Annotated in this window: 9 protein-coding genes; 6 read left to right on the forward strand and 3 right to left on the reverse strand. The window is 59.3% G+C overall.

The window, feature by feature from the left end; genetic code table 11:
* Positions 1–174: 174 nt before the first annotated feature.
* The 5 genes from M9Q49_RS35720 (at position 175) to thrS (ending at position 9,400) form a co-directional block, all read left to right on the forward strand.
* Positions 175–4,194, forward strand: coding sequence for a beta strand repeat-containing protein (locus M9Q49_RS35720; RefSeq protein WP_315861165.1), 4,020 nt, complete (start codon positions 175–177; stop codon positions 4,192–4,194).
* Between the two features lie 441 nt (positions 4,195–4,635).
* Positions 4,636–5,775, forward strand: coding sequence for a hypothetical protein (locus M9Q49_RS09480; RefSeq protein WP_254508484.1), 1,140 nt, complete (start codon positions 4,636–4,638; stop codon positions 5,773–5,775).
* 131 nt (positions 5,776–5,906) lie between these two features.
* Entirely contained in the window at positions 5,907–6,242 is a 336-nt protein-coding gene (locus M9Q49_RS09485) for a hypothetical protein (protein WP_254508485.1), read from the forward strand.
* On the forward strand, positions 6,239–6,538 hold the full coding sequence (locus M9Q49_RS09490; RefSeq protein WP_254508486.1) for a hypothetical protein: 300 nt from the start codon (positions 6,239–6,241) through the stop codon (positions 6,536–6,538). Before M9Q49_RS09485 ends, M9Q49_RS09490 begins: the two co-directional genes overlap by 4 nt.
* Before the next feature lie 675 nt (positions 6,539–7,213).
* A complete protein-coding gene (gene thrS, locus M9Q49_RS09495; protein WP_254508487.1) occupies positions 7,214–9,400 on the forward strand; it encodes a threonine--tRNA ligase in 2,187 nt (728 codons plus the stop codon).
* Positions 9,401–9,575: 175 nt separating this feature from the next.
* On the opposite strand, the gene M9Q49_RS09500 is transcribed toward thrS, so the two are convergent.
* Entirely contained in the window at positions 9,576–9,800 is a 225-nt protein-coding gene (locus M9Q49_RS09500) for a hypothetical protein (protein WP_254508488.1), read from the reverse strand.
* A gap of 568 nt (positions 9,801–10,368) precedes the next feature.
* Here M9Q49_RS09500 and M9Q49_RS09505 point away from each other — a divergent pair.
* Complete coding sequence (locus M9Q49_RS09505) at positions 10,369–10,788, forward strand: secondary thiamine-phosphate synthase enzyme YjbQ (RefSeq protein ID WP_254508489.1); 420 nt, start codon at positions 10,369–10,371, stop codon at positions 10,786–10,788.
* Here M9Q49_RS09505 and M9Q49_RS09510 read toward each other — a convergent pair.
* Together M9Q49_RS09510 and tmk are read right to left on the reverse strand one after the other, a co-directional pair.
* Entirely contained in the window at positions 10,774–11,823 is a 1,050-nt protein-coding gene (locus tag M9Q49_RS09510) for a DNA polymerase III subunit (protein WP_254508490.1), read from the reverse strand. The genes M9Q49_RS09505 and M9Q49_RS09510 overlap by 15 nt on opposite strands.
* A complete protein-coding gene (gene tmk / locus M9Q49_RS09515) occupies positions 11,820–12,440 on the reverse strand; it encodes a dTMP kinase (RefSeq protein ID WP_254508491.1) in 621 nt (206 codons plus the stop codon). The genes M9Q49_RS09510 and tmk overlap by 4 nt, the downstream gene beginning before the upstream one ends.
* Positions 12,441–12,464 lie beyond the last annotated feature (24 nt).

Consider the following 12,464-nt stretch of genomic DNA (forward strand, 5'->3'; position numbering starts at 1 on the left):
GCTGCGGCTCTGGTCCGGCTAGGCCCACGCTTCTTAGTGGTTTTTTAACGACGGTCGCAGTATGAAACCGCCGGGCTGGCAATTAAGCTGCTGGAACCGCGCATATCCGCAGCTGCTTCCAGTTGAGGCAGCATCCCCGCTCCCTTCCCCTGCCAATCGGAGTTTTGCTCACCGATGTCGTTGTCTTTAAATGGTCTTTGGAATCGTCTCACTGCATCCTCACGCCGGCAACGCCCCGCGGTAAAGAAGCAAACGCGCCGCTCGTTTTTGGAGTCGCTCGAAAAGCGCGAGGTGCTGACGATCGTCACCATTCCCGGCGGCGGCGGTTCGAGCTGGAGCTTTTCGGACGATGTCACGACGACCAACGGTCTCCCCACGGGCGGCAGTTCTAGCATCGGCGTGCCCGGCGATGGTGCTTCGATCGAAGACGCGACCATCGGCGTCCAAAATGACGCCTTCGATTTTGCAGCCAAGGTCTGGGTGAATGACTCAGTCGTCGGCGGCTCGCTCACGGACAACGCGCCGAACATCAACTTTGCCCCGTCGGTGAAATCGGTACTGAACGTCAATTACAGCTATTACCTGGCAGCCGATAGCGCCACGTTGCGCGCGCTGCTGACCTTGAGCAATCCCACGGCGAGCGACATCACGGTTCCGGTCGATTACGCGGGCAACTTTGGTTCCGATGCTTCGACGACCGTCGCCGCGACCAGCAGTGGCGACACGACGTTTGCTGCCAACGATCGTTGGCTGGTGACCGACGACGGCAATTCCATTGATCCGGCGAACACAACCGTCTTGGCAGGTCCCTTCTCGCCGGACGTCCTACCCTCCACTGTGTCGCCAGTGGTATTCAGCGCCAACGTCGACAGTGGGCAGGGAGTGCTCGCTCGCTACAGCGTGACTGTCCCCGCGGGCCAAAGTCGCTCGCTGATGTTCTTTCAGAAAATCAACACCACCTCCGCCTTAGCAACGAGCGAAGCGCCGACGTTCTTCAACACGAATCCAGCGCAAGATAGCGATCTGGTCGCCGGACTCTCTGCAGCTCAGTTGGCGAGAATCGTCAACTGGGATTTTGGTGGCCTCATCGTTGCTCCGACCGCTGACGCGGGCAAACTCTATTCGGTGAACGAAGGTGGCAGCGTGATTCTATCGGCGGCCAATTCGGACGATGCCGATGGAAACATCACGGCCTACGAGTGGGATCTCGATAACAACGGCAGTTACGAAACGAGCGGCGTATCGCCGACGTTCTCAGCCGCGGGCATCGATGGTCCGACCACGCGCACGGTCGGTTTGCGCGTGACCAGCGATGACGGCGAATTTGCCTTTGATACGGCGACCATTCATATCAACAACGTCGCTCCCACCTTGCTGATGAGTTTGAGCAATGGCGGGGTCGTGAATGAAAACAGCACTCTGACGCTGACCGGAACCGTGACCGATCCAGCGTCAGCCGACACCTTCACCTTGAAATTGAACTGGGGCGACTCACTCTCGCCGAACAATACGCAGACCTTCAGCCTGGGCACTGCGGCCCTCACCGTGGCCGAGAATGGCATCAATTGGAATCCAGCCACCCGCGTCTTCTCGCTGCCACATCAGTACCTGGACGACAATCCCAGCGACACCAGCAACGATTTTTATCCGGTGTCGGCCACACTGACCGATGACGACAGCCTGCCGCGCGTGCTGTTTGTTTCCGACTCTTTCACCGACCTGACGATTCCCGCGGCACTCGGCGCGGCTTACGACGTCACGGTGGTGGCCAACGACTTCGCCAATGGCAACGCAGCCCTGTTGGCCGATCTGTCGGGTTACGCTGCCGTGGTGTGGAGTTCGACGGGGGGTGGCTTTGGCGACATCGCACCGGCTGCGGTCATCGCGAATTTGACGACGTACGTCACTGCCGGCGGCAAGGTCTTTGTCACGGGTTATGATTCGGCCGGTTCTCCAGTTGATTCCAACCTGGCTGCGTTTGTCGGCGGGGCAGGTGTCGTGGACACGGACGCCGTCCCCGACGCAATCATCGATCTGGCCAGCAGCCTGACAACAGGCGTGGTGGATATTCGCAACGTCGTTCCCGTCAATTCGTATGTCGACCTGGATGCGATTACCGACCTGGATGCAGATACCATCGGCGTCGTTTCTTCTGCCGAAGGTTTTCAATGGACGCTGCGCACGTTGGGCACTGGCGAAATTGCCTACGTCAGCAATGGCGCGTTCTTGGGCGACACATTCGACAACTGGCTCGTCACCGCCCCCATCGGTAACTCAACCTACAACGCCGCGGTACGCAATTTTGTGTTCGCTGCGGTAGCCAACGCACCACCGGCTGTGCCGGAAACGCTCACCGTCAACGTGAAGAACGTGAAGCCCGTCGCGGCCGATCAGACAGTGACCACCGCCGAAGACGCCGCCAGCGCGCCGATCAATGTACTGACGGGGCTGACCGACGCCGGCACGCTCGATACGCACACTGCCGTTGCCGTGGATGCTTTCACGCCCGCGGGAGCCTTCTATTCGCTCGCCGCCGATGGCACGTTTGTCTACGATCCCTCCGGCGCGTTCAATTCGCTTTCGGCAGGCGCTACGGCGACCGAAACCATCTCGTTCACGATTGTCGACGACGACGGCGGCACGGCGACCGGTTCGATCGTCGTCACCATCACGGGCGATAACGACGCGCCGTTCGCTCAAAGCATGGTCTACTCGACCGCGGAAGACACGCCGCTGGTGGTGCCAGCGCCGGGCGCGCTGACAAACGCCAGCGACAACGACACGGGCGACGTGTTGACCGCGATACTGGTCGAGGCGCCCGAACATGCCGCTTCGTTCGCGCTCAATCCCGATGGCTCGTTCCATTACACGCCGACTGCCGATTACAACGGCACGGACAGCTTCACCTACAAGGCCAACGACGGCTTGGCCGATTCGAACACCGTCACGATCGTTCTCAATACGACTCCGGTCGCGGATTACGACTTCGGCGATGCGCCGGCCTCTTACGGCGTGGCCCAGCATTCGGAAGGTTTGAACTACATCGGTGGCGATTTCCAAACCGGGCCGCTGCTCGGCACGCGCGATTTTGAAACCGCGAATCAGGCCTCGGCCAATGCCAACGGCGATGATCTGGCCGGCAGCGATGACGAAGGAGGAATCACCTTCGGTTCGGCAACGCTAGTCCCTGGCGTGGTCAGCACGGTCACGGCCAACGCGAGCGCTCCGGGCAAGCTCGATGCCTGGATCGATTTCAATCGCAACGGAGTGTTCGATGCCGCAGAAAAGATTGCCAGCGGTTTAGACGTTGTTGCGGGCGCCAATGTCGTGACCTTCACCGTGCCGAGCACTGCCGTCGTCGGCGGCAGCTTTGCCCGCTTCCGCATCAGCACCAGCGGCAGCGCGCTGCCCACCGGCCTGGCCGATGACGGCGAAGTGGAAGATTACGCAGTGACGATCGCCGCCGCCCCTTCAGTGGCCGACGGCACCTCGCAACTCGTGGGACGTACGCTCGTCATCAACGGCACGAACTCGTACGACGCCATCTTGGTTCGCCAAACGAGCTCGAATCCGCTAACCGGCCGCGTGATTGTGATCATCGCCCCCTACGGCAGATCGGCCATCTATCCGTTGTCGTCCTTCGATGACATCGTCATCCACGGTTTCGCCGGCAGCGACGCGATCACGGTCTTTCAGCCCCTCAGCAAGCCGACTGCGATTTATGGCGATGCCGGGAACGACGTGATCTTCGGCGGCAGCGGCAATGATTACCTCGACGGCGGCGCTGGCATCGATACGATTTACGGCGGCGCCGGCAACGACATTCTGTATGGCGGAACGGGAGCCGACACCGACGTCCTGTCGGGAGATGCAGGCCGCGATTTGATCCTGGGTGGTGGCGGCTTTGACAACATCAACGCCGGCACGGATGACGATATCGTGATCGGCGGCAGTCTGACGAACATGACCCGCGCGAACCTGCAAAACATTCTCGCGCTCTGGACCGCCAACACGCCGTTTGCCACGCGGATTACCTCGCTGAACGGCTTGATCAACAACACGACCGTGGTCGACGACGGCATCTTCGACTATGTGTTCGGTTCGACGGGCCGCGATTGGCTCGTCGACTACAGCCTGCGCGATCTCTTCCTGGATTACTCCGCGAACGCGCTGACCGGGGATAAGAAGAACTAGGCGGTTCTTTGGCGACATCGGTAGCCACTGCAATCCGGTCAGATTGCAGGGGCTCGCTCCAACTGCAGGTCGCCGCAGTCCGCGAGGAAGCGAACTTTATCGATCAGCTGGCAGCGACAGCAGAGCTTCGTTGCAGCTGCCGATACGCTTTGCCCCAGCGGCAAACTCGAATTGAGGACGATCCGTATGCGCCGGCGGTAGTAGTTACACGTAGTTGGCGCTGATGATTGCAACGAATCTCGGATGCTGACTGCGCTGGAATCGCCCCCACTCACACCAGTTGGCGCAACTGCGGCAACAGAATTTCTCGCCGCGGGAAGCGACTGTGCGTGATATCGCAGCTTGGCTAGCAATGCTGCGGTTTCGCGCGGGGATTTTCGATGGAGCTTGCAGGAGTTGTTCCGCGCGAAAATGGATTTCGCGCTTCTCAGGACCACTCCCATGCTCGAAAAGGATGCTCCAATGCGGACCAATGGATTGGTCGGCAACGCCGGCCTGGCGTTGCTGTTGTGCTTACTGAGTTCGGCCGCCGCTCAAGATGTGCCGCCGGTGCCTGAGCCTGCGACCGATTACACCTCTGGCGCATTCGAAGTGGCTGCAGAAGGTTGCGACGAGTGCTGCCTTTGCTGCCAGGTGCCGCATTGGTTCGGCGGCGTGGAAGCGACCTTCCTGAAGCTCATCGTCGACAACGATGCATTGATCACCTTGTCGCTCGACGAAGCCGGGACGCCGGGGACGGATGCTTCGTTTCGAACCGGCCAGGGCATCAGTACATTTACCACGGCGCCGCGCATCTTCTTGGGGCGAAAATTTGGCGACAATTGGGGTGTGCAGGCCCGCTATTTCGAGATGAACGAGCAACTCGAACGTCGCCCCACCACGACCCCAGGGATCGTGGAACAGGCGAACTTTGGGACCTATCGCGAGGTCGATCGCGCGGGACTGTATGCGCTCGACCTGGAAGTGCTGCGGACGTTTCGGCCAGGTTTGTGGACCGTCGACGGCACACTTGGTGCTCGCCATGCGGAGTTGAGTGGCGCAGCCGATTTGAGCGTGTACGGTGTGTTCACGACAGGCAACTTCGTCAACCTGCAGTACGGAAACTTCTTTAAGTTTGATGGCACGGGTGTGACCGGCAGTTTAACGGGCAAGCGGGCCATTCCCTGGCAGTATGCCAATTTGTATTTGGGGGCGCGAGCTTCATCTCTGTGGGGCAGAAGCGACAGCCGGGCGTACGCCGCTGGCACGGTGGCCTCCAGTCCATCTGCGCCACTCGTTGGGGCCGCCACGGTGTCGAGAAACGATGCGCTTGCCACGATGACGATTGGTGAAATTCAAGTCGGCATCGAGTGGGACATTCCGCTGCAGAATCTGCCGTTTAATTTCTTCTTCAAAGCGGGGCTGGAGTACCAGCATTGGCAAGTCGACGCGCCACCGACCGGCGGCGCTGGCTTTGGCGGAACGATCGGGACTCTGACCACCAACAGTTTTTCCTCCGCCGCCAGCGGCCCGCCAGCCAACCGACTGAACCCCGACGCGCAACTTTACGGCTTGGTGCTGTCGATGGGGCTGACATGGTAGCGAGTTGTAGTAGGTGATCTACGTCGCGTTAGCGAACAACAGTCGCCCTCGTGAATACACTCTGGCGTATTGCGAGAATCAGGTTGCGATTGGCGCTTGGAAAGAATTGGAGCAAAGGGAAGTTTCGCCCCGTGACCATGACCCGCGAATCCCGCGCACCCCTTATCGTGGCCATCGTGCTATTGCTTCTGCCGGTCTTGTATGTGGGGAGTTATTTCGCACTGGTGGTGCGGAAGCCGCACTTTATTCCCAATCCAGATGGCAATTGGATCTGCAGCCTGGATGGCTATCCGACGATCTCCGGACAAGTCGATCACTACCGAATTTTTGCCAACCACTGCAGCACGCTGTATTGGCCGCTGGAAGAATTCGATCGAAAGCTCTGGCCAGATGCGTGGGAAGTTCGAATGCCCGACCGGGAGAGCGTTACCGGTGTAAGTGAACGACCGGAAGCATTAACGCCATGACCCGCGAATCGCGCACACCGTTGATCGTCGCCATCGTGCTGCTGCTCCTGCCGGTGCTGAACGTGGGGAGTTATTTCGCCCTGGTGGTGCCGCAAGGATTTGTCCGACCATATCCGGCGGGGAAAATAGGACAGCAGTTCTCCGAACAGTATCGCTATGGTGACATGCTGTCAGAGCGTTTTTTCTGGCCCCTGGAATCAATTGACCGGAAGCTTCGGCCAGGAGCTTGGAAGGACTCTGGAAGTTTTCGAGAACTCCGAGCCAGTTACCGACAATCGCGAACAGCTTCCCCTTAGGCACAGCCTGTGCCAATCGAAAACAGCACCACTTAGTCGCCCATAATCGACTTGACGGATGGTGGTCAGATGTATACATTTGGTCGTCCGAAAACACCCGCAAGCGTCAACTGAGTCTCGGTTGTCGCTTGTTGGCTATTTCTTGGGGCCACTGCGGAACGGTGGGGCGTTGTGAAGATGTTGTAAAACGGCAGAAACTGTTGTGCGGTTTTCGGGGGTGTTTTACCTAAGAGGTTGGCTGGAGAGCGCTTGCGGCGAATCAAGATTCGAAACAACTGTTGTGAGAATAGTTGTGCGGAATCGGTGGCGAATCGGGAGGTGAGCGTGAATGGGAACCGAGGAACTCACACGCTCGCCGGACGTTTGGGCCGTTATTGAGCCGCGACGAGGTGTTATAAAAGGTTATACTCCACAGATGCTGTTTTGTCGCAAGTGTTTTCTGGTAAGGCATTTGTGTCAATTCGAAAATAACATGACCTGTTATATAACCATCACTGCGAATGGGGGTTTTCTCGAGTGGTGATTCAGAACGAGCGAGCGATTGTTGGCGGCGAACCTCGCATGCCCAGATCGCGTCCTTTCCGCTAGAGTACGCGTAGGCCGAGGCCGGAGCGGGCACACCCTTTGTAGCGGCGTGCGACGGCAGCGGTTCCTCTTCAGGAAATTGAGCGCACGATGCTTCAAGTTCATTTGCCCGACGGCAGCGTTAAGGAATTCTCTTCTCCCACCACTCCTCGCGGCATCGCCGAGACGATCGGTGCCCGCCTGGCCAAGGCTACCCTGGCCGCCGAGGTCGACGGCAAGGTAGTCGGCGCCGACTACGCGTTGCCCGCCGAGGGCTCCGTCAAGTTAAAGCTCCTCACGCGGAAGGATCCCGAGGCCCTCGCCGTGATGCGGCACTCTTGTGCCCACATCATGGCCCGCGCGGTGATGCGGATTAAGAAAGGCGTGCAGCTGGCGTTTGGTCCGACCGTCGAAGGTGGTTTCTATTACGACTTTCAACTTCCCACGCCGCTGACCGATGATGATTTTCCCGCCATCGAAGCGGAGATGAAAAAGATCATCGCCCTCGATGAAGCCTTCGAGCGTATCGAAGTGCCGCGGGCCAAAGCCCTCGACATCGTGCAAGGGCTCGACCAGAAGTACAAGGTCGAACACATCGAAACCGGCCTGGCGACTCATCCGGAGTTGTCGTTCTATCGCCAAGGCGAGTTCATCGATCTCTGCCGCGGCCCGCACGTGCCGACCGCCGGCGCGATCGGCGCCTACAAGCTGTTGTCGCTGGCCGGCGCTTATTGGAAAGGTGATTCCGATAACGCGCAGCTGCAGCGGTTGTATGCCACCGCGTTCTTCACTCAGGAAGAGCTCGACGAGCATCTGAAGAAGATCGAAGAAGCCAAGCGTCGCGATCATCGCGTGCTCGGCAAGCAGTTGCAGCTGTTCACGCTCAGCAACGATGTCGGTCCGGGCTTGTGCCTGTGGCTGCCGAAGGGAGCGATGATTCGCTCGCAGCTCGAGGAGTTCATCAAGCAGGAGCTGACTCAGCGGGCTTATCTGCCGGTTTACACGCCGCACATCGGCCGGATTCAGATGTATCAGACCAGCGGCCACTTTCCGTATTACATGGAAAGCCAGTTCCCGCCGTTCTACTTCGATCCCTTTATGCAGAGCGTGCAACAGCTGTTTGCCCTGCAATTTCAAGGGAAGTTTACCGATGCGAAGTTCATCGGCCATTTCGAAGAGGCCGTGAAGAACAACCTCGACGGCTTGGTGCCGATGTCGTTCGGTGGTTTCGGAAAAGCGACGACCGATACCGACAAAATGCAGGTGATCAAGGATTGGTTCAACGAGCAGGAAGCGTATTTGCTCAAGCCGATGAACTGCCCGCATCACATTCAGATCTACAAGGCGCAGAAGCGGAGCTACAAAGAGCTGCCGCTGCGACTGGCTGAGTTCGGCTCGGTGTATCGCTTTGAAAAGACCGGTCAGCTGAACGGCATGACGCGCGTCCGCGGGTTCACGCAGGACGACGCGCATCTCTTCTGCATGGAAGACCAGGTGCCGGCGGAGTTCGAGGGCTGCATCGCGATGACGCAGTTCGTGCTGAAGTCGCTGGGGCTCGATAACTATCGCGTACGGCTCGGCTTTCGCGATCCGAAGAGCGACAAGTACGTCGGCAGCGAGCAGGTTTGGACGCGTGCGCAGAACGCGCTTGAAGACGTCTGCACTCGCCTCGGCATTGCCTACACGGCGGAGCCCGGCGAAGCGGCGTTTTATGGCCCGAAGGCGGACTTCGTCGTGACCGATTGCATCGGCCGCGAATGGCAGCTCGGCACCGTGCAGCTCGACTACAACCTGCCCGCGCGGTTCGGTCTGGAATACACGGCCAACGACAACAAGGCGCATCAGCCGGTGATGATTCACCGCGCGCCGCTGGGTTCGATGGAACGCTTCATCGGTGTGCTCATCGAACACTTTGCCGGCGCGTTCCCGCTGTGGCTTGCTCCCGAACAAGTTCGCGTGATTACCGTCAGCGAAAAGAGCGAAGACTACGGCCGCGACATCGAACGGAAACTGCGGATGCAGGGCCTGCGCGTTACCGGCGATTTCCGCCCGGAAAAACTCGGCGCGAAGATCCGCGATGGTCAGCTGGAACTGATTCCCTACATGCTGGTCGTCGGCCCGCGCGATGCCGAGCAAGGAACCGTTTCGCTCCGCGATCGCCTCGAAGGTGATCTCGGCGCGATGTCGCTCGATGCGGCGATCACTCGGTTGCAGGAAGAAATCCGCGAACGCCGCGTGCGGAAGACGTTCAGCGGCAGCGCTGGGCTCGTCGAGAAGGCAGGGGCCAACGAGTATTAATAGGTAACTGGATTCGTAGGGTGGGTCGAGCGGTACTCCGCGAGGCCCACCGAATGCCGCGTCACACTTGGTGGGCCTCGGGAGTACCCTCGACCCACCCTACACGCGGCAAGAAATGAACAAGGGACGCAAATTTGCGTCCCTTGTGTGTGTTTTTCGACTCGCAGTCGCGAACTTACTCGCGGGGGCGGATCGCGCCGGTCAAACCGCTGTAGTCGCAGCGATCGCTGTCGTGCCACAGGGGCAAGCCGAGTTCGATGCGGCGGCGGAGGATTTCGATCTTCTCTTCCGATCCAGCGGGGGCATCTGTCGAGGAGAAGGTGTCCGGAGCTTCGGGATAGAAATCTTCGTCGTGGCCGTACTTGAGAATGGCTTCGAAAACGTTGCGAACTTTGTCCATGGCTTTCTCCTTCAGATATTCGGGCAGTAACACAGCAGCCAGGACTCGTGTGAAATCGACTGGCTGAGAAATAGGCGGTTGCTTGAGCTAGTCAACCATCCGTGGCCGAAGGTGACCGGCCGCTGGTGGCCGATCGTCTGAAAGCAATTCCTTTGCTGACGGACGCATTATCAGGAGCGACAGGGGCTGCGTCAAGATTTTTGCGGTTTTTACGAAGAGTTTTCCGCCACTAGCCCTCACGACAGATTGTCTTGAGCGGTATCACTCGCAGGGTTTATCTGGCTTAACAATTTCCATAAGTCCATATCCGGCAATCACTAATGCGTGGCGTAAACGCGCATTGTTCCGTTTGCAGGGCAACATTACGAAATGGTCAATAAGGCGTCTTAGGGGAATCTAATGTCCGCTAATGCCAACATAACGGATTTGGGGACCACACCACCCCTTGACGGCATTTTTGCAAATCCTTCATACAGGGACCGAGGTGGTGTGGTGCAGGTTCGCGAATCTGCCAAACTTGCCCGGATCGCCATAAGCGAACTGGACACTTGGGAGGATGGTAAAAACGATGCCTTGGACACAGAAGAATATTACTTTGCCGGCCGTTCGCCGTGGATTCCATCTCGTTACGGACAAAGTACTTGCGGCAATTCCTGAGGTCCGCAACGTGAAAGCCGGCTTGCTGCACGTCTTCATCCAGCACACGTCGGCGTCGCTCACGATCAACGAGAACGCCGATCGGGATGTACGGCATGACCTGGAACGGGTCTTTTCCACGATTGCCCCCGAAGACTTCCCCTATGTGCACACCATGGAAGGGCCCGACGACATGCCAGCCCATGTGAAGGCCGCGCTCCTCGGCAGCAGCGTGAGCATTCCGGTGAAGGATGGTCGGCTGCTGCTTGGCACGTGGCAGGGAATCTATCTGTGCGAGCATCGCGACGTCGGCGGGCCGCGGTCCCTGGTCCTCACGCTAATGGGAGAGTAGCGTCGCCGTGCCGGTCCGCTGCAGCGTGGCCAGTTCGTCGGCCCACCACTCCAGCACATTCAGAACAGCCGCATTCGAATCAGCGGCCGATGTTGCCTCCAGGCAAAGCTCCACGCCGCGGCTCCCCATCTCGGCTGGATCGAGCCAGGCCCGCGAAGCGGCCGTCGGTTGCGCGAGGCCGCTGCCGATGAGCATGAGCTGCCGAAAATACGAACTGCTGAAACCAAACGCATCGCGCAGCCGCAGCTTCTTGGCCGCCGATTCCTTGCCGGCCGCATCGACGTAGGTTTGCACCAGTTTCATGAGAACTGCAGGTTGCAGCGGCGACTGAGCCAGCGATTGCAGCAACTCCGCACGGAACTCACTCAGTTCGCTTTCCAGCAAGCGAACCGCCGCCGAGACACTTCCCTCAGCAAGGGCAGCTGCTTGGTGGGCCGCGTTGCGGTCGGCAGTGAGCTGTTGTTCGACGAGGATCTCTGCCACATCATTGGTATCGAGCGGCTGAAACCGCACGACTTGGCAGCGGGAGCGAATCGTCGGCAATTGTCGTTGTTCGCTGGTACCCAGCAGAATGAGCACCGACCGCGGCGGCGGCTCTTCGAGCGTCTTCAGCAGGCAGTTGGCCGCTTCGTTGAACAGATAGTCGGCATCGTCGATGATCGCGATTTTTCGCTTACCCGAGAACGGTTTGAGCGAGATGCGAAAGCACAGCCCTTCGCGCATCCGCTTCTCGTCGGAGCCGATCAGGAGCTCGATCGGGATGCTCGACTTGTCTTCGGGCTTGGCGACGTAATCGATATCGGGATGCGTCCCCGCGAGACACTGCTTGCAGGCCGGGCATTCACCACAGGGGGCCAGCTGTTCTTCACTGACTCGCTCGCAGAGCAAGGCTTGCGCGAGCTTCAAAGCGAACGTTCGCTTGCCGGTACCCGGCGGACCGACAAACAGAAAGGTGCTCGCCAGGCGATGCAATCCGAGTGCGGTGCGAAACCGCTCGACGACGGCGTCATGGCCACGAATCCCTTGCCAGGTCATCGTGCGGCTCCGCGAGCGAGCAGTGGTTCGATGTGGCGCAGCACTTGAGCATGCACTTCCTCTGGCGATTGTGCGGCGGAAACAACCACAATCGGAATTCGCGCAGCCGCAGCTTCTTTCAAGAAGCCCTGCCGGACTCGCTCCATGTATTCGAGGCCCTGCGCTTCCATCCGATCGGGCGGCCGACCTTGGCGTTCCTTCGCTGCAGCGGCGGGCATGTCGAGAACGATCGTTAGATCGGGCATCAAGCCGCCCGTGGCAACGCGACCCGTTTGCCAGACTTGCTCGCAGTCCTGCCCGCCGGCGTGCGCTTGATAGACGACATTGGCCAGCAAATAGCGATCGGAAATCACGCACTCGCCGCGTTCGAGCGCAGGGCGGATGACTTCTTCGACTAGCTGCGAACGAGCGGCCATGTAGAGCAGCATTTCGCTGCGGCGGTGAATGGGAACATCGTGATGCGAGAGCAACACGTCTCGCAGTTTTTCACCGAGGCTGGTGCTGCCTGGATCGCGGCAGGTGACCACTTGCTTGCCACGCGCGGCCAGCCATTCGCGCAGCAGGCGTACCTGTGTCGATTTTCCCGCGCCGTCGACTCCGTCAAAGCTAATGAACATGGCGTCCGATTCTAGCCGCAGAGA

This window comes from Anatilimnocola floriformis (assembly GCF_024256385.1).
Taxonomy (GTDB): domain Bacteria; phylum Planctomycetota; class Planctomycetia; order Pirellulales; family Pirellulaceae; genus Anatilimnocola; species Anatilimnocola floriformis.

Excerpts from the sequence above, each read along its gene's own strand:
- M9Q49_RS09500 (WP_254508488.1), bottom strand. The coding sequence starts at position 9,800 with ATGGACAAAGTTCGCAACGTTTTCGAAGCCATTCTCAAGTACGGCCAC.
- M9Q49_RS09505 (WP_254508489.1), top strand. The coding sequence starts at position 10,369 with ATGCCTTGGACACAGAAGAATATTACTTTGCCGGCCGTTCGCCGTGGA.
- tmk (WP_254508491.1), bottom strand. The coding sequence starts at position 12,440 with ATGTTCATTAGCTTTGACGGAGTCGACGGCGCGGGAAAATCGACACAG.
- M9Q49_RS09480 (WP_254508484.1), top strand. The coding sequence starts at position 4,636 with ATGCTCGAAAAGGATGCTCCAATGCGGACCAATGGATTGGTCGGCAAC.
- M9Q49_RS09490 (WP_254508486.1), top strand. The coding sequence starts at position 6,239 with ATGACCCGCGAATCGCGCACACCGTTGATCGTCGCCATCGTGCTGCTG.
- M9Q49_RS35720 (WP_315861165.1), top strand. The coding sequence starts at position 175 with ATGTCGTTGTCTTTAAATGGTCTTTGGAATCGTCTCACTGCATCCTCA.
- thrS (WP_254508487.1), top strand. The coding sequence starts at position 7,214 with ATGCTTCAAGTTCATTTGCCCGACGGCAGCGTTAAGGAATTCTCTTCT.
- M9Q49_RS09510 (WP_254508490.1), bottom strand. The coding sequence starts at position 11,823 with ATGACCTGGCAAGGGATTCGTGGCCATGACGCCGTCGTCGAGCGGTTT.